Annotated in this window: 18 protein-coding genes; 12 read left to right on the forward strand and 6 right to left on the reverse strand. The window is 63.9% G+C overall.

The features are described from left to right. Positions 1-96: 96 nt before the first annotated feature. Entirely contained in the window at positions 97-684 is a 588-nt protein-coding gene (locus LB523_RS03460) for a helix-turn-helix domain-containing protein (protein ID WP_224600936.1), read from the reverse strand. A gap of 232 nt (positions 685-916) precedes the next feature. Here LB523_RS03460 and LB523_RS03465 point away from each other — a divergent pair, with 232 nt between their 5' ends. Next, positions 917-1,621: a nitroreductase gene (locus tag LB523_RS03465; RefSeq protein WP_095764905.1), complete on the forward strand. Its 705-nt coding sequence runs from the start codon at positions 917-919 to the stop codon at positions 1,619-1,621. 14 nt (positions 1,622-1,635) lie between these two features. On the opposite strand, the gene LB523_RS03470 is transcribed toward LB523_RS03465, so the two are convergent. From LB523_RS03470 to LB523_RS03490, 5 genes are all read right to left on the reverse strand, one after another. Further along, entirely contained in the window at positions 1,636-3,018 is a 1,383-nt protein-coding gene (locus LB523_RS03470) for an MFS transporter (protein WP_224600937.1), read from the reverse strand. Positions 3,019-3,244: 226 nt separating this feature from the next. Further along, positions 3,245-3,832, reverse strand: coding sequence for a sarcosine oxidase subunit gamma family protein (gene soxG, locus LB523_RS03475; RefSeq protein WP_224600997.1), 588 nt, complete (start codon positions 3,830-3,832; stop codon positions 3,245-3,247). 7 nt (positions 3,833-3,839) lie between these two features. Beyond that, positions 3,840-6,833 (reverse strand): sarcosine oxidase subunit alpha, encoded by a 2,994-nt coding sequence (locus LB523_RS03480; RefSeq protein ID WP_224600938.1) that lies wholly within the window; start codon positions 6,831-6,833, stop codon positions 3,840-3,842. Beyond that, positions 6,830-7,105 carry a sarcosine oxidase subunit delta gene (locus LB523_RS03485; protein WP_224600939.1) on the reverse strand — a complete coding sequence of 92 codons (276 nt, stop codon included), beginning with the start codon at positions 7,103-7,105 and terminating at the stop codon, positions 6,830-6,832. Before LB523_RS03485 ends, LB523_RS03480 begins: the two co-directional genes overlap by 4 nt. 15 nt (positions 7,106-7,120) lie before the next feature. After that, positions 7,121-8,380 (reverse strand): sarcosine oxidase subunit beta, encoded by a 1,260-nt coding sequence (locus tag LB523_RS03490; RefSeq protein ID WP_224600940.1) that lies wholly within the window; start codon positions 8,378-8,380, stop codon positions 7,121-7,123. 194 nt (positions 8,381-8,574) lie between these two features. Between LB523_RS03490 and LB523_RS03495 the strand changes: the two genes are divergently transcribed. From LB523_RS03495 to LB523_RS03545, 11 genes are all read left to right on the forward strand, one after another. Then, positions 8,575-11,064, forward strand: a complete 2,490-nt coding sequence (locus tag LB523_RS03495; RefSeq protein WP_224600941.1) for a mechanosensitive ion channel family protein — start codon at positions 8,575-8,577, stop codon at positions 11,062-11,064. A gap of 182 nt (positions 11,065-11,246) precedes the next feature. Beyond that, a complete protein-coding gene (locus LB523_RS03500; protein ID WP_224600942.1) occupies positions 11,247-11,510 on the forward strand; it encodes a hypothetical protein in 264 nt (87 codons plus the stop codon). Positions 11,511-11,770: 260 nt separating this feature from the next. Continuing rightward, positions 11,771-13,204: a UbiA family prenyltransferase gene (locus LB523_RS03505; RefSeq protein ID WP_224600943.1), complete on the forward strand. Its 1,434-nt coding sequence runs from the start codon at positions 11,771-11,773 to the stop codon at positions 13,202-13,204. Further along, the gene (locus tag LB523_RS03510) at positions 13,204-14,556 is read left to right on the forward strand and encodes an FAD-dependent oxidoreductase (protein ID WP_224600944.1); all 1,353 of its coding nucleotides are present in this window, start codon (positions 13,204-13,206) and stop codon (positions 14,554-14,556) included. Before LB523_RS03505 ends, LB523_RS03510 begins: the two co-directional genes overlap by 1 nt. 123 nt (positions 14,557-14,679) lie before the next feature. Continuing rightward, entirely contained in the window at positions 14,680-15,129 is a 450-nt protein-coding gene (locus LB523_RS03515; protein ID WP_224600945.1) for an EamA family transporter, read from the forward strand. Next, a complete protein-coding gene (locus LB523_RS03520) occupies positions 15,126-16,133 on the forward strand; it encodes an NAD-dependent epimerase/dehydratase family protein (protein ID WP_224545499.1) in 1,008 nt (335 codons plus the stop codon). Before LB523_RS03515 ends, LB523_RS03520 begins: the two co-directional genes overlap by 4 nt. A gap of 23 nt (positions 16,134-16,156) precedes the next feature. Then, entirely contained in the window at positions 16,157-17,632 is a 1,476-nt protein-coding gene (locus LB523_RS03525) for an aspartate aminotransferase family protein (RefSeq protein ID WP_224600946.1), read from the forward strand. An 11-nt stretch (positions 17,633-17,643) separates the two neighbouring features. Then, complete coding sequence (locus tag LB523_RS03530; protein WP_224600947.1) at positions 17,644-18,876, forward strand: hypothetical protein; 1,233 nt, start codon at positions 17,644-17,646, stop codon at positions 18,874-18,876. Beyond that, positions 18,873-19,631 carry an FkbM family methyltransferase gene (locus LB523_RS03535; protein WP_224600948.1) on the forward strand — a complete coding sequence of 253 codons (759 nt, stop codon included), beginning with the start codon at positions 18,873-18,875 and terminating at the stop codon, positions 19,629-19,631. Before LB523_RS03530 ends, LB523_RS03535 begins: the two co-directional genes overlap by 4 nt. A 142-nt stretch (positions 19,632-19,773) precedes the next feature. Continuing rightward, positions 19,774-22,335 carry an FAD-dependent oxidoreductase gene (locus LB523_RS03540; protein ID WP_224600949.1) on the forward strand — a complete coding sequence of 854 codons (2,562 nt, stop codon included), beginning with the start codon at positions 19,774-19,776 and terminating at the stop codon, positions 22,333-22,335. 130 nt (positions 22,336-22,465) lie between these two features. Next, a complete protein-coding gene (locus LB523_RS03545; protein ID WP_095764920.1) occupies positions 22,466-23,407 on the forward strand; it encodes a phosphoribosylaminoimidazolesuccinocarboxamide synthase in 942 nt (313 codons plus the stop codon). Positions 23,408-23,414 lie beyond the last annotated feature (7 nt).

The raw sequence follows: 23,414 nt of genomic DNA on the forward strand, positions 1-23,414 counted from the left end.
CTTCCTCCAGAGTCTCAGCGCTTCGCGCTTCGATTTTTGTTTTTGATGCATGTCGTTATCCCAAAACCGCTTCGCACTTTTGGTTGACATGCATTGTCAGTATACCGGTGGCGAAACCACCCAGATGACCACTGCCGGCTCGGCGCCGGGATTGCGCCAGCGGAACGGCTTGCCCTCGAAGCGGAACGAGTCGCCTTCGCCGAGACGATGCCAGACGCCGTCGATCTCGATCTCGAATGTGCCCGACGCGACATAGCCCGCCTCTTCCGTCGGGCGGCGCGTTTCTGTTTCCAGCTCCGCGCCCGGCGCGAACACCGAGCGCAGCATCTCGAAGCTACCGCCGAGATCGGGCGACAGAAGCTCCTCCACCAGGCCGGATTCGCTTGTGCCAAGCGAACGGCGGCTGCCGGCGCGCACGACCACGCCGCGTTCCTGCTCGACAGGCGCGTCATGGCTGAAGAACAGGCTGATCGGAACATCGAAGAGGCTGGCGAATGCCCGCAAGTCACCCAGCGAGGGAACCGAGAGGCCGCGCTCGACCTGGCTGACCCAGCCGACCGACCGACCGAGCTTGAGGGCGATCTCGGCCAGCGTGAGGCCGCGCGCCTTGCGAAGCGCACGGATGTCGCCGGCCAGCAGCCGGTCGCCATTATCCTGCTCCGATCTGGCTGTAGTCGAGCTCAAGCGTATCTCGTGAAAAAATCCGGATAAATTTCATGAAGCGGTAAAGTCATGAAAAAATCAAGGGGATTTTCACAAACCTCAAGATTTACTTGCGCGATTTTTGAGGTTGAGGCAAAGCCACGATCACGAACGGCGAGTGGGGACGTCCGGTCGGGGACCAATACAGTTTAGTGTCTGCGGATGGTCGCCATGGAACCGGTTGCAGTTCCGGCCATGCGCGAAGGGACGGCCCATGCTGGAGAAGAATAGCCGAATCGCCATGGATGCGGCGATCGTCGACGATGCGATCCTGTCGCGCCGGTCGGTGCGCGCGTTTCTGCCCGATATGGTCGATGACGACACGATCCGCGCGATCCTGGCGGTCGCCGCGCGCGCGCCGTCGGGCACCAACATGCAGCCCTGGCGCGTCTATGTGACCAAGGGCGAGGTCAAGCAGCGCATCAGCGATGCCATCCTCAATTCCGGCATCCGTGCCGAAAAGGCGGAGTGGGACGAGTACCGCTACTATCCCGACCAGTTCTTCGAACCATATCTCACCCGCCGCCGCGCCAACGGCTTCGGGCTCTATGGCGTGCTGGGCATCGGCCGCCGCGAGGTCGACAGGATGCGCGCCCAACACGACCGCAATTTCATTTTCTTTGACGCTCCGGTCGGCATGATCTTCACGATCGACCGGAGGCTGAACCAAGGGTCGTGGATCGACTACGGCATGTTCCTGCAGAACATCATGGTCGCGGCACGGGGCAGGGGACTGCATACCTGCCCGCAGGCGGCCTTCGCGCCCTATCATCGCCAGATCAGGCCGGTGCTCGATATTCCCGACGAAGAGATCGTCGTCTGCGGCATGGCGTTGGGCTACGAGGACACATCCAAGCCGGAGAACGAGTTCCGCACCGATCGCGCGCCGCTCGAGGACTGGGTGACGTTCGCGAAGTAGCGTCGGCTGAGGCGTCAGTCGGTGCTCATATGCGCGCCATGGCCGCTGACATGGGCGCCATCCTGCGGCGTCAGCCTCAGATAGGCCGACAGCGCGCAAAGGGTGATCAATCCTTCGATGACGAACAGGATGCGGTAGTCGTTGATGCCGGCCTTGCCGCCGCCGGCAAGCAGTGACAGCAGCGCGGCCGCGAGGCCCACGCTGATCGCCACCGCCAGCTGCCACAGGATGTAATAGAGCGCGCTGAAGCGCGCGAGCTGCTCCGGCGCGATGTCCGAATAGGAGAGATTGCCCGTCGAGGCCCATTGCACCGAGCGGAAGACGCCGAAGGCGAAAATATAGGCAAGCACGATCCAGGCCGGCAGGCTCTCCTGCATCAGGGCGAAGCCCGCGACCAGCAAAGCGACGATCGGCGTATTGGTGACCAGCACACGCTTGAAGCCGAAACGGTTCAAAAGGCGCGGCATGAAGAAGCGCATGATCAACGACCCAATCGCGGCGACGAAGGTCAGCGATCCCGCCTGCACGGCGCTCATGCCGAAGCCGAGCTGGAACATCAGCGGCAAGAGGAAGACCACCGAGCTCAGGCCGATCGTGTCGAGGCCGCCGCCGGTGAGGAAGGAGATGCGGAAGGTGCGGATGCGCAAGAGATTGAGGTCTAGCAGCGGATTGCGCGCGCGCAGGCAGTAGAAGGCGGCAACCGTCAGGATGACGATCGCCAAGCCGAGTTCCAGCGCCATACCGCTGGCGGCCACATCTTTCGCGGCGACCGAATCCATGCCGAAGACCAGAAGCGTCATGCCGCAGCCGACGAGCAGGAAGCCAGGCAGATCGAACGGCGTGCGCACCGGCTTGGTCGTCGTCGGAAACAGAGAGGCGGCCAGCAGTGCCGCGGTCAGCGCGATCGGGATGTTGATGTAGAAGATCCAGCGCCAGGAGACGTAAGTGGTGAGCGCGCCACCGATGAGCGGCCCGACCAGCGGTCCGGATTGGCCGGCGAGCGAAATATACATGTTGATCTTCAGCGTGCGGTCGCGCGGGAAGCTCGAAAGAATCACGACCTGACCAAGCGTGCCCATCAGCGCGCCGCCGCAGCCTTGCAGGGCGCGCGAGCCGACCAGCATCCAGATGTTTTCCGAAAGGCCGCACAAGGCCGAGGCGCCGGCGAAGACGAGCAGCGCCAAGCAATAGACGTTGCGCAGCCCAAACCGGTCGGCCAGCCAGCCACCGAGCGGCATGGTGACGATGAGGCTGGCGACATAGACGGTGATCAAAAGGCCAAGCTGGCTTGGCGGCCGGTCGAGGCTCTCGCCGATGCCGGGCAGCGCGGTGACCACGACGTTCTGGTCGAGACTGGTCATGAACACGCCGCAAGCGACGGTTGCCGGCAACAGCATCGACGGACCCTCCGCCGGAGCAAAGCGGGTCGTGGCCGTCGCCGAAGTCTCAACAGTCATGGAAGGGTATGGTCGAACTGGTTGCCGGTGCGGACGTTTGCCCTGGCAAACGCCCGTGATTCCTTACCTATCGCGCCTGCTGGCCCAGCGCTCAAGCAGCAGTTGTAGCCGTCGATAATGCCAGATGCCGCCTGGACCAATGCTAAGCCAGCAACGCCCGAGCGGGCTATTGCACTTCGTAACCGACTTCCTCCGAGGCGTGGCACAAGGCCTTCCAGAAGGAGCGCGCGAAGGAGCGGAAGACGTAGATGTCGAACTGGTCTGGGCCGCTGCGCTGGATCTGGGCGAAGATGTCATGATGGTTGGTCGAACGTCCGGCGCCGAGCGGGAAGGCCGGCAAGGCGAAGTCGATAGCGAAGAACTTCGCCATCACCCATTCAGCCTTCGGACCGGCGATGCGAATCGCGGTGCGGCCATGCGAAAGGTCTGTCAGCGTGCCGATGGCCGGCGTGATGGCGCCGGCGAAGGCTTGAGCAAGCCCCTCCGCTTCGTCGACCACGGTGAACTTTCCCGGCGCAAAGCCGAAGGCGGCGCGGGCGCCGCTGCTCACGCCGCCGCCGGCGCCATCGGGCAGAGTGAGACCGGTGAGCTTGCCGATAATTTCGATCAGTTGCTTCTCTTCACCCGGCCATGCGGCGAGCTGCAGGATCGAGCCCGGCCGCGTCTCGGACAGAATGACATCGACGCCATGTTCGAAGTTGCCGTGCGAACCCGGATGATAGTCCGGCTCGAGCGGCGATTGGCGTTCGGGCAAATGTTGCTCAGCCATGCATGCGGCTCCCGTCCGGATCGTAGAAATGGTTGGAGACGATCTCGACCGGCCCAAACCGGTTGCGCAACGGATCCGAGACGAAGGCGCGCGTTCCATGGCGCGCCTTGCCGCCCTTGACCAGCGCAAGCGCAATGTATTTGCCCAGCGCCGGCGAATAGCAGCAGGCGGTGATGTGACCGAGAGAGTCGTGCGGATTGTCCTCGTCCAGCTCCTCGACGATATGGCCGCCGCCGTTGAGCGGCCGGTTGTCGAGGGCGATCAGTCCGACCAGTTCGAGCCGGTCAGGGGCGATCAGGCCTTCGCGGTCCATCATGGCCGAGCCGATGAAGGGCTTCTTCTTCGACAGCATCCAGTCGAGATGGAGGTCGCGCGCCGTGGTGCGGCCGTCGATCTCGGCGCCTGTGACATGGCCTTTCTCGATGCGCATCGTGCCCAGCGCCTCTAGCCCGTAGGTGACCAGGCCGAAAGGCTGGCCGGCCTCGATCAAGGCTTCCCAGACATGGGTGCCGTAGCCGGCCCCGGAATAGACCTCGAATGCCATTTCGCCGGAGAAGGACAGCCGGCAGATCATCACCGGCACGCCGGCGATGCGGCCATGGACGATACCCATGAAGGGCAGCGTAGCGTTGTCGACAGCGGTATCTTTTACGCAAGCCGCAAGGATGGCGCGCGCGTTCGGTCCGCCGATCGCCGCGCCCGCCCATTCGTCGGTGACGGAGGTGACGGTGACCTTCAGCTCCGGCCAGATGACGTCGAGGAAATATTCCAGATGCTGCATCACCTTGCCGGCATTGGCGGTGGTGGTGGTCATCAGGAATTCCTGCTCGCCGAGCCGCCAGGTGGTGCCATCGTCGAAGGCAAGCCCGTCCTCGCGCAGCATCAAGCCGTAGCGGGCCTTGCCGACGGCCAAGGTGGAGAACATGTTGGTGTAGACGCGGTCGAGGAACTCGGCCGCGTCCGGCCCCTGCACGGCGATCTTGCCCAGCGTCGAGACATCGACGATGCCGGCGCTTTCACGCGTCGCCCTGGCCTCGCGGACATAGGCCTGCTCGACCGTCTCGCCGGGAAGGCCGTAGATCATCGGCCGGTACCATAGGCCGGCCGAATACATGGTCGCGCCATTGGCGATGTGCCAGTCATGCATCGGCGTCAGCCGCTCGGGCTTGAGGTCGCCGAAACGCTCGGCAGCAAGAGAGCCGATCGAGACCGCCGTGTAAGGCGGGCGAAAGCGCGTCGTGCCGACTTCGGGGATCGGCTTGCCGAGTGCCTCGGCCATGATCGCGAGGCCCGGCACATTGGAGTTCTTGCCCTGGTCAGTCGCCATGCCGAGCGTGGTATAGCGCTTCAGGTGCTCGACCGATACGAAGCCTTCGCGATGCGCCAGCCGCACGTCCTCGGCGGTGACATCGTGCTGGAAGTCGACGAAGCTCTTGCCCTTGGCCTTGATCTCGAAGACCGGCGCCGGATCTGGATCGCCGGGGGCGGCTTCGACGATCGGCAGGGCTGCGGGCGCCGCCGTTCCGCCGGCGGCCGAAACGCCGGCCGCGCGGCCCTCGGCGATGGCTTCGGCGGTGGAGAAGCTGCCGGTGAAGGCGCCTGCGCCGATCCAGCGCTGCGTCGGCTTGGGCGGCAGGAACGCCTGCCTGGCCGGGTCCCATTCAGCCTTGGCGCCCGCTTGGCTGGCGAGATGAATGGTCGGCGACCAGCCGCCCGACATCAAAAGGCTGTCGGCATGGATGCTGCGGGCATCGCCGCTGAGCGCACCGCTTATGGCGTCGAAGCGCTGCACCTTGAGACCGGTGAGGGCCTTGCCGCCCTCGGTCGCAACCACGGCGTGGCCGTCCAGCAGCTCGGCCTCGGCCTCGCCGGCGAGCCGGCGCATGTCGTTCGAGACGTCGGCGCGGACATCGACGATGGCAACAATGGTCGCGCCGGCCTTCTTTAACGCAACGGCCGAGCGGTAGGCGCTGTCGTTGTTGGTGAAGAGCGCGATGCGCTGTCCCGGCAGCACGCCATATTCATTGACGTAACGTTCCGCCGCATGCGCCAGCATGACGCCGGGACGGTCGTTGCCCGGAAACACCAGCGGCCGCTCGAAGGAACCGGTGGCGAGCACCACCGTGCCGGCGCGGATCGCCCAGTAGCGCTGGCGCGGCTCGCCCTTGGCTGGCGTTTCCTTATGATCAGTCACCCGTTCGAGGGCGGCCAGCGTGTTGCCGTCGTAATAGCCCCACACCGTCGTGCGCGGCAAAAGCCGCACATTGTCGTTGCCTCCGAGCTGCGCGACCGTGCGCTGGGCCCATTCGGCGGCAGGCATGCCGTCGATGGTTTCGCCCGACCAGTTGGCGGAGCCGCCAAAATGGGCTTCGAGATCGGCGAGGATCACTCGGGCGCCCTGGTCGGTGGCGGCTTTCGCCGCCATCAGGCCGGCCGGACCGGAGCCGACGACCAGCACGTCGCAAAAGGCGTTCATGCGCTCGTAGCGAGACGGATCGGGAGCGGTGCCAGCCTTGCCGAGGCCGGCGGCGCGACGGATGAAATGCTCGCAGAACATCCAGAAGCGCGTGCCCTTCAGCGGGCCGATCACCGGCCCCATGAAGGTCTTGTAGTAGAAGCCGGCCGACAGGAGCTTGCCGCCGAGCTGGTTGAGGGCGCCGATATCCCAGGCGAGCGAGGGGGTACGGTTCTGGCTGACGGCGACGAGCCCGTCATAGATCTCGACCATGGTAGCGGCGATGTTGGGCTCGCGCACTTCGCCACGCAGCACCGTCACCAGCGCGTTCGGCTCTTCGACACCGGCGGCGAGCAGGCCGCGCGGGCGATGATATTTGAACGAGCGGCCGAACAGCGTCACGCCATTGGCGAGCAGCGCCGAGGCCAGCGTGTCGCCGGCATGACCGGTGTAAGGCGCGCCGTCGAAGGTGAAGCGGATGGTGCGCAGCCGGTCGATCCGGCCGCCGGTCTCTGTGCGGCGGGGGCTCACGAGCGGCCCTCCGCCCTGTGGCCGCGAGCGAAGGCGGTGCTTAGTATCTCATGCGTGAGCGTGTTGCGCACGACCCTGAGATGCGCGCGGCAACCGCCGGAATGCTGCCAAATCTCGTTGTGATCGCCGGCCGGATTCAGCCGGTCGTAGACATAGGCGTTCCAGGCGTCGAGGTCTTGCGAGGCGGGCTGCGGCCGCTCGCGGTTGCCGTCGCCCTGATAGGTGAATTCGATAACGTCGCGCGGGCCGCAATAGGGACAGGTGATTAGCATTTTTCAATCCAAACCCTAGTGCAATCTGGGCGTCGCGCCCTGGCCTTTGTCGTCGATGACGAGGCCGCGGTAGAAACGGTCGAGCGTGAAGGGCGCGTTGAACTCGTGCGGCTCGTCCTTGGCAATGGTGTAGGCAAAGCACCAGCCGGAGGCCGGCGTCGCCTTGAAGCCGCCATAGCACCAGCCGCAATTGAGATACATGCCCGGCAGCGGACCGGCGGCGATGATCGGCGAGCCGTCCATCGTCATGTCGCACAGCCCGCCCCAGGAGCGCAGCATGCGCACGCGCGCCAGGCCGGGAAACAGCGCCACCATCTCGCTCATCACCTCGTCGACGATCGGCAGGCTGCCGCGCTGGGCGTAGCTGTTGTAGCCGTCGAGGTCGCCGCCATAGACCAGGCCGCCCTTGTCGGATTGCGAGATGTAGAAATGGCCCATGCCGAAGGTGAGAACGGTGTCGACGACAGGCTTCAGCGATTCCGAGACGAAGGCCTGCAGCACATGGCTTTCGATCGGCATGTGCGAGATGCCGGCAAGCTGCATGACGCGGCCGGTGCTGCCGGCAACCGCAAGCGCGACCTTCTTGGCGCGGATTTCGCCGCGCGTCGTCGAAACGCCGGTGATGCGGTCGCCGTCGCGCAGGAAGCCGGTGACCTCGCAATTCTCGATAATATCGACGCCGCGCCGGTCGGCGCCGCGCGCATAGCCCCAGGCGACCGCGTCGTGCCGGGCCGTGCCGGCGCGCGGCTGCATCAGCCCGCCAAGGACGGGAAAGCGCGCCGAACCCGAGACATCCAGCGCCGGCACAAGCCGCTTGATCTGGTCGACGCTCATCAGCTCGGCGTCGACGCCGAGATGGCGCATGGCGTTGCCGCGCCTGGCATAGTCGTCGAGCTGGGCTGGCGTGTGCGCGAGGTTCAGGCAGCCGCGCTGCGAGAACATGACGTTGTAGTTGAGGTCGTGCGAGAGATTCTCCCACAGCTTCATCGAATGTTCGTAGAAGCGGGTGTTCTGCGGCAAGAGATAGTTGGAGCGCACCGCCGTGGTGTTGCGGCCGACATTGCCGGAGCCGAGCCAGCCCTTTTCCAGCACCGCGACATTGGTGATGCCGTGTTCCTTGGCGAGATAATAGGCGGTCGAAAGACCGTGGCCGCCGCCGCCGATGACGATCACGTCATAGGAAGCCTTGGGGTCCGGCTTGCGCCAGGCGGGCTTCCAATCCTTGTTGCCGGTCAGCGCGTTCTTGAGCAGCGAGAAGGCTGAATATTCCGCCATTCTTCCTATCGTCCTTATGGTGCGAGGCGGCAGACTATAGAGCAGGCGGGAAGCGCAAAGCCAAGATTGCGCCATCGCTTTTCGACAGGCCGACTATCGCCGGCACGATCGGGACGGCTTGCCGCCCGATATGCCGGTCTTTATCAAGGGCGGAAATTTCGAGAATTTTTCGGCCGCGAGTCGCCAACAAAATCATGTTCTTCCGCCTGCTGCGCCTGCTTCTGGTCGTCATCGTCGCTGTCTTCGCGCAGCCGGCGCTGGACGCGTCGGCGCAGGCGATCGGCCATGGCTCGTCGCAACTCATCGCCGACCAGACGAAGGCCATCCAGGACCTGACGGCCAGGACCGACGGCCTGGAAAAGAAACTGAGCGACCCCGACCAGGACGATGCGGGGCTCGTCGACATCCGGTTGCAGCTCGAGGATATTTCGCGGGCGGCGCTGAACAGCGCCCTGGCATTCCGGCAGCGCCTCACCGACATCAACAATCGCGCGGAGGTTCTCGGCCAGCCGCCGGCGCAGGGGCAACCCCCGGAGCCGGTGATCGTGAGCAACGAACGCAGCGCGCTCGCCACGGAAAAAGCTCAGATCAACGCGGTCGTCGCCAGCGCGCAAAACCTGTCGATCCGCGTCAACGGCTTGGTCGACAGGATCGCCGTCATGCGCAGCGAGCTTTTCCGCAGCGTCATCACCAAGCACTACGACCTGACGGACGCACTGAGCCCGCAGGCCTTTTCCGACGCGCATGACCAGTTCACGGGCCTCTACAAGGCGGTGTCGTCCTGGGCGAGCTTCGCCGTCAGGTTCAAGTTCCAGGCGATCCTCGCGGCGACGCTTATGGCGCTGGCGCTGGCGGCCGTGCTTTTGATCGGCGGCAGGCGCCTGTTCGGCCGAATATTCGAGGCCGACCCGACCGTGGAAGATCCTTCCTATCTCAGCCGGCTGTCGGTGGCGTTCTGGTCGACGCTGCTGCCGACCCTGGCGCTCGGCGTCTTCTTCGCCTCGGCCGTGTTCTTCTTCAACTATTACAATGTGCTGCGCGGCGATATCGGCACGTTCCTCAATGCCTTGCTGACGGTGATCGCCATGGTGTTCTGCGTCAACCGGCTGACCAACGCTGCGCTAGAGCCGCGCCTGCCCAATTGGCGCCTGATCCCGGTCGCGACCGGTTCCGCGCGCTGGCTCGTCGGACTGACGACCGCCATGGCGCTGGTACTCGGGTTCAATTACTTCCTGTCGGTCGTCAACGAGAAGATGGGTTCGCCACTTTCGCTGACGATCGCGAGGGGCGTTGTCGCCAGCATCATCGTCGGCGTCATCCTTGTGCTGATGGGGTTGCTGCGGCCGTTCAGGGCGGCCGACGGCTCATGGCGCCCCTGGCCGGCCTGGCTTCGTTTCATCGCCATCGGGCTCGGGCTGTTCACCATCGCGGCGGCGCTGCTTGGCTATATCGGCCTGGCGCTTTTCGTCTCGTTCCAGGTCGTGGTGACCGGCACCGTGCTGGTGACGGCCTATATCGGCTTCCTGTCGGCACGCGCGATCGGAGAGGAGGGCGGCTTCGCCGACACTTCGGTCGGACGATGGCTTTCGGAAAACTCCAGCTACGAGGATACCGCCCTCGACCAGCTCGGCCTGGTGGTCAGCATCGCCATCAATCTGATGATCGTGGTGGTGTTCCTGCCGCTGATCCTGTTGATGTGGGGCTTTCAGCCCGGCGATATCGAGGCCTGGGCCTACAAGCTGGCGACCGGCGTCACGATCGGCTCGGTGACCATCTCCTTTCTCGGCATCCTCAGCGGCATCGTCGTATTCGTCATCGGCTATTTCCTGACGCGCTGGTTCCAGGGCTGGCTGGACGGCTCGGTGATGGCGCGCGGCAAGGTCGATCCCGGCGTGCGCAACTCGATCCGGCTGGGTGTCGGCTATGCCGGCGTGGCGGTCGCCGCACTGGTCGGCATCTCGGCCGCGGGCATCGATCTTTCCAACTTGGCGCTGGTGGCCGGCGCCCTTTCGCTGGGCATCGGCTTCGGCCTGCAGAACGTCGTGTCGAATTTCGTTTCGGGCCTGATCCTGCTTGCCGAGCGGCCGTTCAAGGTCGGCGACTGGATCGTCGCGGGCGACGTCAGCGGCACGGTGCGCAAGATCAGCGTCCGCGCCACCGAGATCGAGACCTTCCAGCGCCAGGCGGTGATCCTGCCCAACTCGAACCTCATCAACAATGCGGTCGGCAACTGGACGCATCGCAACAAGCTCGGGCGCATCGACATCAAGGTCGGCGTCGCCTATGGCAGTGACGTCAAGCGCGTCCACGCCATCCTGACGGACATTGCGCGCGCCCATCCGATGGTGCTGAAGAATCCCGAGCCGTTCGTCCTCTTCGCCAATTTCGGCTCGGCCGCGCTCGAATTCGAAATGCGCGTGTTCGTCGCCGATATCATGAACGGCAGCGTCGTGCAGAACGACATCCGCTTCGCCATCTTCGATATCTTCGAGGAGGAGCAGATCGAGATCCCATCGACGCCGCGCGCCGTGGTCGAGAGCAAGAAGCACGAACCTTGGCCGATCGACGACGACAAGATCGAGGCCGAATTCGCCGAACGCCAGCGGCTTGAGGCTGAAGCCGCGGCCGAGCGGGAGCGGCTGGCCAAGATGAAGCGCAGGGGCCGCAAGCCGGATCCAAGCTGAGGTTCATCGATATTCGGATGAGGCCGGCTTCCAAATGGCGGCACGCCGCCTTCCCAAACCGATTGTGGCATGAATGCGGCATTCAGTTGCGGTTCAGGTAACATCTCATATAAGCTTCGATGCAAAGGGCGAGAATGCCTTGCAAATTTGAACAGAGGCGGTGTGCAAACACCGGAAATGCAATGTGGAAGTCTGTCGTTGCCGCCATCGCTTTCCTGGCCCTGGGCGGTTCGGCTTTCGCCGCCAGCGCGATCAACAGGGACGCTCAGACGCGGACCCTGGTCGTGACCGAAGGCGGCGCCAAGAGCGAGCTGACGCTTGCCGCCGGCGAGACGGTGGAGTTCTGCTCGAGCGGCTGCTTCGTCACTCTGCCCAATGGTGACCTCGAAGCCCTGACCGGCTCGGAAACGGTCGAAATCTCGGGCGGCGCGGCCCGCATCAAGTAACTCTCGCCACAGAGAGTGGCGCCGCAGGATTGGCAAAGGCCGGACCGATGTCCGGCCTTTTATCGTTTCCGGTAGCCGACACTTAACGACGATGGCGAAAAACCGGTAGGACAATGCTCTGCAACCGGACGTTTTAACGTTCGCTGCGTCATGACCCGCTATATCCGACCCGAGGACGCCGGCATACGGCGTGGGTTGAGTTGGCGCGTGATCTTTCCGTGATCGGAGTTTTGGGATCCGCGCTCGATCGGGGCAGGGCAATGGACGCGAGGTCGGACAGGAACGCAATTCCGCTTGCGGTCGATCTCGACGGTATGCTGATCGCAACGGACCTTCTGTGGGAAGGCCTGTTCATCCTGCTCAAGAAGAACCCGCTCTATGTCTTTCTCCTGCCACTCTGGCTGATCGGCGGGCCGGCCCGGCTGAAGCAGGAAATCGCCGGCCGCATCGACATTGACCCGGCCTCGCTGCCTTACCGCCAGGATCTGCTTGACCGGCTGCGCGCCGAGCATCGGGAGGGCCGCAAGATCGTGCTGGCGACGGGAACGCCGCGCAAATTCGCGGAGGCGATCGCGGCGCATCTCGGCATTTTCGATCATGTGCTGGCGACCGACGGTCCGCACAACATGACCTCCGGCAGGAAAGGCGCGGCACTTGTCGCCGCCTATGGCGATGCAGGCTTCGACTATGCCGGCAACAGCCGGCACGACCTCAAAGTGTTCGATGCAGCGCGCAACGCGCTCGTGGTGGCGCCCGACCGCAGCGCCCGGCGCTGGCAGGCGGCGCATCAAGCCGAGGCCATACCCGCGCCGAAGCCGGCGCTGAGGATCTACATCAAGATGCTGCGCATGCATCAGTGGCTGAAGAACGCGCTGATCGCTGTGCCGATGGTGCTGTCGCACGAATATTTCAACCCGAACATGATCTGGGAATGCCTGCTGGCGTTCGCCTCCTTCAGCGCCGCGGCGTCCGCCATCTATATCCTCAACGATTTCTTCGACCTCGCGCTCGACCGCAAGCATCCGACCAAGCGCAACCGGCCTTTCGCCAGCGGCGCATTGTCGATCCCATTCGGTCTCGGCGCGATCGCTACGCTGCTTGCGATCGGCATCGCCGCGGGCCTCTTCCTTCCGATCGAATTCCTTGGCGTGCTTGCCGGCTATTTGGCCGTCACCACCGCCTATTCGCTGTCGTTCAAGCGCATGCTTCTGATCGATGTGCTGACGCTTGCGGGCCTCTACACGATCCGCGTACTGGCGGGCGCGGCCGCCACCGGCGTCGACGTCTCTTTCTGGCTGCTTGCCTTCTCGATCTTCTTCTTCCTCTCGCTGGCGCTGGTGAAGCGCTTCGTCGAGTTGCGCACCACGGCCATCCCGCCCGGCGAGCGCATCGCCGGCCGCGGCTATCGCACCGAGGACCAGGAGATCGTCGCGCAGGCCGGCATGGCGTCCGCTTTTTCCTCGGCGCTGGTCCTGGCGCTCTATATGGACAGCCCGGCGGTGCGCGAACTCTATCCGCATCCCTGGCTGATATGGCCGCTGGCGCCGATCGTGCTTTACCTGACGATGCGTGTCTGGATCCTCGCCCGGCGCGACGAGATGCATGACGACCCGGTCGTCTTCATCATCCGCGATTGGCGCAGCCAGATCGTCGTCGCCATCGGGGCGGTCTTCCTCGTCGCCGGAGGCTGGTGATGAGGCACGAGCGCTTCGGCAGCTTCGGACTGGCGACGCCGCCGGCGCGCAAGGCGATCCCGGCGGACGAGGCGATCGCCCTGCTTAAGCGCGGCGAGGCGAAGACCGGGTCGCTGCTCGGATACGGCAATGGCCGCTCCTACGGCGACAGTTGCCAGAACGATGCCGGCATGGTGGTCGACATGCGGCCGCTCAACCGCATCCGTTCCTTCAACGCCGAGACCGGCGTGCTCGAGGCCGATGCCGGCACGCTGCTTTGCGATATCATCGCTCATGCCGCGCCCTACGGCTTCTTTCCGGCCGTGGTTCCAGGTACCCAGTTCGTGACGCTGGGCGGCGCGATCGCCAACGACGTCCACGGCAAGAACCATCATCGGCGCGGCACCTTCGGCTGCCATGTCGAGGCTTTGACGCTGCTTCGGTCCGACGGCCGGACCTATCGCTGCTCGCAGACCGACAATATCCGACTATTCGGGGCGACGATCGGCGGCATGGGGCTGACCGGGCTTATCCTGTCGGCATCGATCAAGCTGATGCGGGTGCCCTCGCTCGACATAGTGGAAAGGGCGACGCGGTTTCGCGATCTTGGCGAATTCTTCGATCTTGCCGAGGCTGCCGACCAGGCCAACGAATATGCCGTCGCCTGGATCGACCAGCTTGCCAGCGGACATGGGCACGGTCGCGGGCTGTTGTTCACGGGCAACCATGCCGAACACGGCTCGCACGCGGCGGCGCGCGCCGGCAGCCGGTTTTCCGTGCCGGTGCAGCCACCATTCAATATCCTCAATCGGCCCTTCCTCACCGTCTTCAACGCGGCCTACCGCTGGAAGAAGGGCAGGTCCCAGGCTCCGCACCAAGCAGGCTATCAAGGCTTTTTCTTTCCGCTCGACGGGGTCCGCGACTGGAACCGGCTCTACGGGCCGCGCGGGCTTTTCCAGCACCAAAGCGTGGTGCCGGAGGCGAATGCGCGCCGCATCGTGCCTGTGCTGCTCGACGCGGCACAGCGGGCAGGGCAGGGATCGTTCCTGACCGTGCTCAAGCGCTTCGGCGATGTCCGCTCGCCGGCGCTGCTGTCGTTCCCGCGGCCCGGCTACACGCTTACGCTCGATTTCCCCAACCGGGGTGAAAGAACGTTGCGGCTGCTCGCCGGACTCGACCGCATCGCAATCGAGGCGGGCGGCGCGGTGAACCCCTACAAGGACGCCCGCATGGGACCTGAGACATTCGCCGCGTCGTTCCCGCAATGGCAGCAGCTGGAGGCGCTTCGCGACCCTGCTTTTCTGTCGAGCTTCTGGATACGGACGGCAAAAAGACTGGATGCAACGAAAGGTGTTTTTGAAGCCGCAGAATAGATAAAGGTCAGATAAATCATGGTAAATGAAAGGTTATACCGTGATTCACTCAAAGCATCGTCGAAGCTTCACGAAATCTTTGTGGGTTTGTAATAGGGCCGCCCAAGAGGCGGGGTGGCAACAATGAAATACATAATCTTCATTCTCTTCACGGTCATGACCAATGCCGCAGCGCAGCTGATGCTGAAGCAGGGCATGATGTCGATGGGGCCGGTCTCCTTCGAGGGCGTCAATCCGCTCGTCAAGCTCTTGCAGATCGTGTTCAGCCCCTGGGTGTTCCTCGGCCTGTGCACCTTCGTCATCTCGATGGCATCGCATCTCTACGTGCTGTCCAAGGTCGAGCTCAGCTTCGCCTATCCGTTCCTCAGCCTCGCTTATGTCGCCGTGGCGATTTTCGCCTATTTCGTCTGCCGCGAGGACCTCAATGGCTGGCGCATCGCCGGCATCGCCTGCATCTGCGTCGGCACGGTGCTGATCGCGCAAAGTGGCCGGGAAATGGGTAGGCGCGGGCATGAGGACCAGACAGCATCCATCAATCCCGACAAGATCGGCATAAGCGAGATCGTTCGATGAGACATGTGATTTTCGGCGGCGACGGCTTCGTCGGCCGCCACCTTGCCCCCAAGCTCGCCGCCGATGGCGAGACCGTCGTCGTCGCCGATATCGTCAAGAGCGACCTGCCGCATTACCGCTCCATGCGTTTCGTCACCTGTGACGTCACCGATCCGGTCTCAGTCGCGGCGGTCGGCCTCAGGACCGACGACATGGTCTACAACCTGTCGGCGAAGATGCTGTCGCCGATCCAGGTGCGCGCCAAGCGGCACGATTTCTTCTTCCCGGTGAATTTCCACGGCACCGAGAATATTATCCAGGCGATGGACAAGGCCGGCGCTTCGAAGCTGGTCCACTACACGACCGACATGATCTACGGCCACACGGTCGTGCTGCCGATGACCGAGGACCATCCGGTCGCGCCGCTCGGCGAGTACGGGCTGTCGAAGCTCAAGACCGAGGAGCTCGCCGCTGAATGGCGCAAGCGCGGCATGTCGATCTCGCTGTTCAGGCCGCGCCTGATCATCGGGCCCGGCCGTCTCGGCATCCTGGAAAAGCTGTTCAAGCTGATCGACTGGAATTTTCCGGTGCCGATGATCGGCTCGGGCAGGAACCCTTACCAGTTCATCTCGGTATTCGACTGCGCCGAAGCCGCCCGCGCGGCCTGGAAAGCCGGCGTGCCGAACGAGGCTTACAATCTCGGCTCGCTCAATCCGCCGCCGGTCAAAAAACTGCTCGGCGATCTGATCCGCCATGCCGGCTCCAAGTCGATCCTGCTGCCGACGCCCGGCTGGGCGGTCAAGCGCACGCTCGACCTGCTCGACTGGTTGAACATGCCGATCATGGATCCGGAACAGTATCTGATCGCGGACGAGGAATGCGTGCTCGATGTTTCCAAGGCCGAGCGTCAGCTTGGCTGGGTGCCGCAATATCGCGACGAGGACATGCTGATCGCCGCCTACAACGAATATCGCGCCAAGATGGACGGCCACGCCGTCGCCACCAGACAGGTTCCCGCCGAATAGAGCGCGAGGGGGAGATTTTTCAGATGACCGTCATGGCCAAGCCGGAACATACCGGAACACGCACGCTGGTCGACGCGCCGGCGCTTTCGCCCACAGCAATCGCCAAGCCCGATCTGATCAGCGTCGAGCAGGCCAAGGCGATGGACGTCGCCCGCATCACCGACCTGTTCAAGGCTCATCTCAACCCTGGACAGCTGCATTTCATGAAGCTGCTCGGCTTTCACAAGGTCAAGATCGAGCACGCCGAGGGCATGTTCTATATCGACCAGAATGGCCGCAAGATCCTCGACTTCTTCGGCGGCTTCGGTTCGCTGGCCTTTGGCCACAACCATCCGCGCATCCTGGAAGCCCGCAAGACATTCCAGGAGGAGAAGCGCCAGGAGATCGCCATCGCCTTCATGTCGCAATATGCGGCGGCCCTCGCGCACAACATCGCCAAATGCTCGCCCGGCGACCTCGACATGGTGTTTCTGGGCTCGTCCGGCTCGGAAGCCATGGAAGCGGCGGTGAAGCTTGCCGAGCGCGCCGCAGGTCCGAAGCGGCCGAAGATTGTCTATGCGGAGAATTCCTTCCACGGCAAGACCAAGGGCGTGCTGGCGATCACCGACGGCCAGCTCTACCGCGCCGATTTCAAGGTCGCAGACAATGTCGTGCGCGTTCCTTTCGCCGACATCGACGCGGTCGAGCGGCTGTTCAAGAGCGATCCGGAGATCGGCGTCATCGTGCTGGAAACCATCCAGGGCGGCGGCGGCATCATCCAGGCGCCCACGGAATACTGGCAGAAGCTGCGCGCGCTTTGCGACCGCTATGGCGTGCTGTGGGTCGCCGACGAAGTGCAGTGCGGCTATGGCCGCTCGGGCCGCTTCTATGCTTTCGAGCATTACGGCGTGGTGCCCGACGTGACGGCGCTGGCGAAATCGCTGGGCGCCGGCAAGGCGGCGGTCGGGGCGATGATCGCCAGGCGCGACGTCTACATGAAGGCCTATGGCACGCCGAAGACGGCGATGATCCACGCCATGGCGACTTTCGGCGGCATGGGCGAGGCCTGCGTCACCGCGATCGAGGGCATCAACGTGCTCTATGACGAAGGGCTGATCGACAACGCCGCCTCGACCGGCGACTACCTTCTGCAGCGGCTGCAGGCGCTGAAGGAGAAGTATCCGAAGATCATCAAGGACGTGCGCGGCAAGGGCTTCATGATCGGGCTCGAGTTCCATGATTTCTCGCAGACCTTGCCGATGGTGCTGCGCCCGCTGGTAAGCGTGCTCGACGACAAGCTGAAGGGCTCGCTGTCGGGCTTCGTCGGCTCGCTGCTGTTGCGCGACTACGACGTGCTCGTCGCCTTCACCGAATACAACCGCAACGTCATCCGGCTCGAGCCGCCGCTGATCTGCCAACCCGAGCATGTCGACCGCTTCGTCGACGCCTTCGACAGCCTGTTGTCGCGCGGCATCGTGGCGATCGTGAAGGACTTCGTGAAAAGCCAGGTCGGTAAATAGAGGCCGCGAGAATGCTGACCAGGCCGTCCGCTCCGACCAATCCGCTGGAACGACTGACCGGCGCCGGCCTGGCATGGGGCGAGGGGGCTTACGCGAAATGGGCCGCGTCGATCGGGGCGGTCGCCTTCTCGCTTTATATCCTGCTGACCGCCGCGACCGCCTGGTTCATGCCCGACGCCAACTGGGACATGCTGCCCTATCTCGCGATCGCCGAGGAAAGCGCCTATCCCGATCCCCAGGCGCTGCATGACTATGCCTACGGCACGGTCAAGGCCGGCATGTCGGCCGGCGATTACAAGACGCTGACGGGCGACGGCGGCGGCTTCCGCAGCCATATGGCGCAGAACGCCGCCGATTTCCATTCGCTGCTCGGCATGTACCGGATCAAGTTCCTCTATGCCGAAATTCTTTCTGGCCTCAGCCATGTCGTCTCGCCGGTCGAGGCGATGCGGCTGGTGCAAGTATTCTCGGTGCTTCTGTTCGGCGCCATCACGCTCGCCTGGCTGCGCGCGGTAGGCGCGCTGGCGCTGGCGCCTGTCGTCGGCGCTTTGCTGATCATGGCCGATTTCGGCGATGCGGCGCGGGCCTCGACGCCGGACCTTCTGTGCTCGGCGCTGTTTCTTGGCGGTGTCTTCGCCTATGTGCGCAAGCGCGAGGCGGCGACGGCGGTCCTGCTCTTCCTCGCATTCATGGCCAGGCCGGACAACATCGTCTTCCTCGCCATTTTCGCGGCGCTGCTCGTCGCTTTCCGTGAGAAGGCATGGGGCGCGCTGGCAGGCTTCGCGGCCTCTTTCGTCGCCTATTTCGCCATTTCGCACTGGGCCCAGCATCCCGGCTGGTGGCCACATCTTTGGTTCTCCAGCATCGAGCAGCATTACAACATGGACGGGTTCGAGCCGCCGTTTTCGGTGACCGCCTATCTCAAGGCCTTCGCCGCCTCGGTGGTGCGCGCCATCAACGTCAACAGCTGGGTCGGCGTGTCGGTTCTGGCACTAGCGGGCTGGTACGGCCTGAGCCGCGCCGGCTTCCGGCTCGACCGCCGCGCCGGCATCCTGCTGGCGGCGCTTGTGCTGGGCGTGCTGGCGAAGTTCACCGTCTTCCCGATCCACGACAGCCGCATCTACTTCCCCAATCTTCTGCCGCCCTTCCTGCTGCTTGCCGCGCCGCTGACGGCACTGTGGGCATCGGCAAGCCAGGGCAGGCACCGCGCCGCGCTGCAGGTCATTACCGGAGACAAGTCATGAACTCGCTTTCCAGTCTCGCGCGCGTTCTTCTGTCGCTCGGCCTTCCGGCCGGCCTGCTCGATCGCGGCCCCTCTCTGCACGGCACGAAATTCCTCGCCAAGGCGGCGCTTAAGGCACGGTTCGGCGGCAAGGGCCGGCCGTTCCAGATGGTCAATGTCGGCGCCTGCGACGGCGCGCTGTTCGACGACGTGACGCCCTGGCTGCATCGCATTGCGGGGGCGCGCGCCATGCTGGTCGAGCCGATCCCCTACAATCAGAAGCGGCTTCGCGCCAACTATCCGGATGCCAGCCGCTTCGTCATAGAGCCGGTGGCGGTGACTAGGACCAAGGGCACAATCACGGTCCATACATTCGATGCCGCGGCGCTTGAAGCCGGCACGCTGCCGATCGAGTTCATCGGCTGCTCGTCGGTCACCGACACCAATCTGATGTCGGGCAAGAACGCCTGGGGCGAGACCGACGCCAACTTCAACAAGTTCGCGCCGCATCTGAAGGATATCGAAGTGTCGTCGGAGACCTTGCAGACGCTGCTCGACCGCAACGGCATCACCCACATAGACGTTTTCCTGGTCGACTGCGAAGGCGCCGACTGGATGGTGTTCGAACAGCTTGACCTTGGCCGCTATCGTCCGGGCATGATCAAGATCGAGGTCGGCGCGCTGCCTGCGGCCGAGATTGGCCAGGTCGTGGTAAAGCTCAAGACCGCCGGCTACCAGGTCGGCTTCCAGGCCGAGGACATCTGGGCCTTCGCCTAGCCAATTCATCTCAGCGCGAGGGGTCGCGCCGTACCTGCGGCGTGTCGCAAACAGGCGGTAGCTCAATCCGCGACCTCTGCATATTGTGCGCCATTCGAAAGGCGCGCAAACGCGCCCGTCCATCATTCCGGAGTCGCGGGCAATGGCAGAGTTTCCGAAAAAGGCGAAGGTCGTCATCGTCGGTCTGGGTGGTATTGTCGGCGCGTCCGTCGCCCACCACCTGATCGAGCGCGGTTGGGAAGATATCGTCGGCATCGACAAGTCGGGCATCCCGACCGATATCGGCTCGACGGCGCACGCCTCGGACTTCTGCTACACGACCAGCCACGACTTCCTGTCTTGCTGGACGACGCTCTACTCGATCGATTTCTACGAGAAGATGGGCCACTACGCCCGCGTCGGCGGCCTCGAAGTGGCGCGTGTCGGCGACGACGCCCGCATGGGCGAGATCAAGCGCAAGATCGCCTCGGCAAAATCCTTCGGCACCCGCGCGCGGCTGATCGAGCCGGCCGAGATCAAGCAAAAATTCCCGCTGATCGAGGAGCATCTGGTGCAAGGCGGCCTGTGGGATCCGGATGCTGGCCTCGTCATCCCGCGCTCGCAGACGGTTGCCGGCAAGCTGGTCGACCAAGGTGTCGCGGCCGGCAAGCTCCAGGCTTTCGCGAACACCTCGGCCAAGGAACTGATCGTCGAGAACGGCCGTATCAAGGGCGTGGTGACCGAGCGCGGCACGATCGAGGCCGATTATGTCGTGGTCTGTACCGGCATCTGGGGCCGGCTCACCGCGGCGCTGGTCGGCGAGGACCTGCCGGTCATGCCGATCGATCATCCACTGACGTTCTTTGGCCCCTACAACGAGTTTGCCGGCACCGGCAAGGAGATCGGCTGGCCGCTGCTGCGCGACCAGGGCAACTCGGCCTATATGCGCGACACCGGCGACCCGAAGACCGCCGAGGGCGGGCAGATCGAATGGGGCTATTATGAGGAGACCAATCCGCGTCTGTGCCACCCGCGCGATCTCCTTGAAAAAGACCAGGCGCGGCTGTCGCCGTCGCAGCGCGACCTCGACATGGAGCAGATCATGGCGCCGCTGGAGCGCGCCATGGAGCTGACGCCGATCCTCGGTGAGCTCGGATATAACGAAGGCCATTCCTTCAACGGCCTGCTGCAGGTTACCACCGATGGCGGCCCGTCGATGGGCGAAAGCCAGAAGGTGAGGGGGCTGTGGTATGCCGTCGCCATTTGGGTCAAGGACGGCCCGGGCATGGGCAAGCTGATCGCTGACTGGATGACCGACGGCCGTACCTCGATCGACCATCACGCGATCGACTATTCGCGCTTCTATCCGCACCAGATGCAGGAACAGTTCATCTGGGATCGCTGCACCGAGACGGCGATGAAGGTCTACAATCCGGCGGTGCATCCGCGCGAGCCCTTCTCCAAGGGCCGCAATGTCCGCCGCTCGCCGTTCTATGAGCGCGAGAAGGAGCTTGGCGGCTATTTCATGGAGTTGGGCGGCTGGGAGCGCGCCCATGGCTACGCGGCCAACGAGCATCTGCTGGAGAAGTACGGCAACCGCGTGCCGGTGCGCGAGAACGAGTGGGACAACCGCCACTTCTGGCGCGTCTCCAACGCCGAGCACCTGGCGATGAGCGAGGATTGCGGCATCGTCAACCTGTCGCATTTTTCGATGTATGACATCGAGGGACCCGACCATGTCGCGCTGCTGGAATGGCTGTGCGCGGCCAAGATCGGCGGCGACAACAATATCGGCAAGGGCATCTACACCCACTTCCTCGACGAGGAAGGCATGGTGCGCGCCGACTTTACCGTCATCCGCATGGCCGATCGGTGCCGGCTGATCGACGGCGCCGACGCCGGCCCGCGCGACTTCCGCTACATGCAGCGCACCGCGCAGGACAAAGGCTTCGACGTCACCGTCACCGACGTGACGGAGAAATACGTCACCATCGGCATCTGGGGACCGAATGCGCGCACGACCCTGCAGAAGGTGGTCGAGGATCCGAACGGGCTGACGCCGGAGAATTTCCCGTTCGCGGCAATCAAGCCGATCCGCATCGGCGGCAAGGACGTCACCGCCTTCCGCATCTCCTATGTCGGCGAGCAGGGCTGGGAATTGCATATGCGCTACGAGGACGGCCTGGCCGTCTGGGACGCGCTGCGCTCCACCGGCGTCATGCCGTTCGGTGTCGAGACCTATGCCAACACGCGCCGCATGGAAAAGAGCCTGCGGCTGCAGAACGCCGATCTGCTCACCGAGTACAATCTGCTCGAGGCCGACCTCGCCCGTCCGAAGGTCAAGGAGAACGACTTCTGCGGCAAGGCCAAGCACCTGGAATATCGCGCCCGCGAGCATCAGCCGGCGATGCTGTGCACGCTGGTAATGACCGACAACAAGGACGCCAAGGGTGTCGCGCGATATCCGGTCGGCACCATGCCGGTGCTGGATCCCGCGACCGGCGAGACACTGGTCGACGAGCTCGGCCGCCGCTCCTTCACCACTTCGGTCGCCTACGGCCCGACCATCGGCAAGAACATCGCGCTCGCCTATCTGCCCTGGGACTATTGTCAGGAAGGCCGCAAGCTCAACGTGGAATATTTCGGCGAGACCTATCCGGTCGAGGTGGCCGGTGTCGGCTACAAGCCGCTCTACGACCCGGAGAACCTCAAGCCGCGGAGCTGACAACCGGCGCAATAGCGGCAACTGGTCGGAAAAGCTTGGCCTTCCTCGGAAGGCCTTCAAGCTTGGCTTGATGTGCCGGGGGTCAGCGGCTTATGTGGCCCATCAGCAGCCCGCGAAAGCAACACGCCCCATGCGCATCCTATCCGACGCCTTCATTCCCGAACTGCCCAATCGTTACAATGGCAAGGTGCGCGAAAATTACGATCTGCCGGACGGGCGCCGCATCATCATCGCCACCGATCGTCTAAGCGCGTTCGACACGATCCTGGCCTCGATCCCATTCAAGGGGCAGGTCCTCACCCAGACGGCGCGCTACTGGTTCGAGGAAACAGCCGACATCTGTCCCAATCACGTGCTGGAATATCCCGATCCCAATGTCGTGGTTGGCAGGCGGCTCGACATGCTGCCGGTCGAGATCGTGGTGCGCGGCTATCTGGCGGGGACCACCAGCACCTCGATCCTGACCAAATACAGGAAGGGCGAACGGAGCTTCTACGGTCACACCTTTCCCGATGGGCTGCGCGACAATGAAAAGCTGCCGCAAGCAATCATCACCCCGACCAGCAAGGCCGCCAGCGGCGGCCATGACGAGCCGCTGTCGGAAGCCGAGATCATCGAACAGGGGCTGCTCACGCAGGCGCAGTGGGACACCGTATCGCGTTATGCGCAGCAGCTGTTCGCCCGCGGCCAGCAGCGCGCCGCCGAACGCGGCCTGATCCTGGCCGACACCAAATATGAATTCGGCACCGCTCCGGACGGCGCCATCGTGCTGGCGGACGAAATCCACACGCCCGACAGCAGCCGCTACTGGATCGCGGCGAGCTACGATGAGGCGTTCGAAAGCGGCGGGCGGCCGCAGAGTTTCGACAAGGATTTCATCCGGTCGTGGGTGTCGGCGCGCTGCGATCCCTACACGGATCCGATCCCCAAAATTCCCGACGAGATCGTCAACCAGGCCTCGGCGGTCTATATCCAGGCCTATGAAGCGATCACGGGCGCGAAATTCGTGCCCGACCTTTCCGGTGACAGCGTCCTGGAACGCATCCGTTCGAATCTCGCGCGGTATTTTTGAGCGGTCC

This window comes from Mesorhizobium sp. ESP-6-4 (assembly GCF_020164735.1).
In the GTDB taxonomy this organism is placed as follows: Bacteria; Pseudomonadota; Alphaproteobacteria; order Rhizobiales; family Rhizobiaceae; genus Mesorhizobium.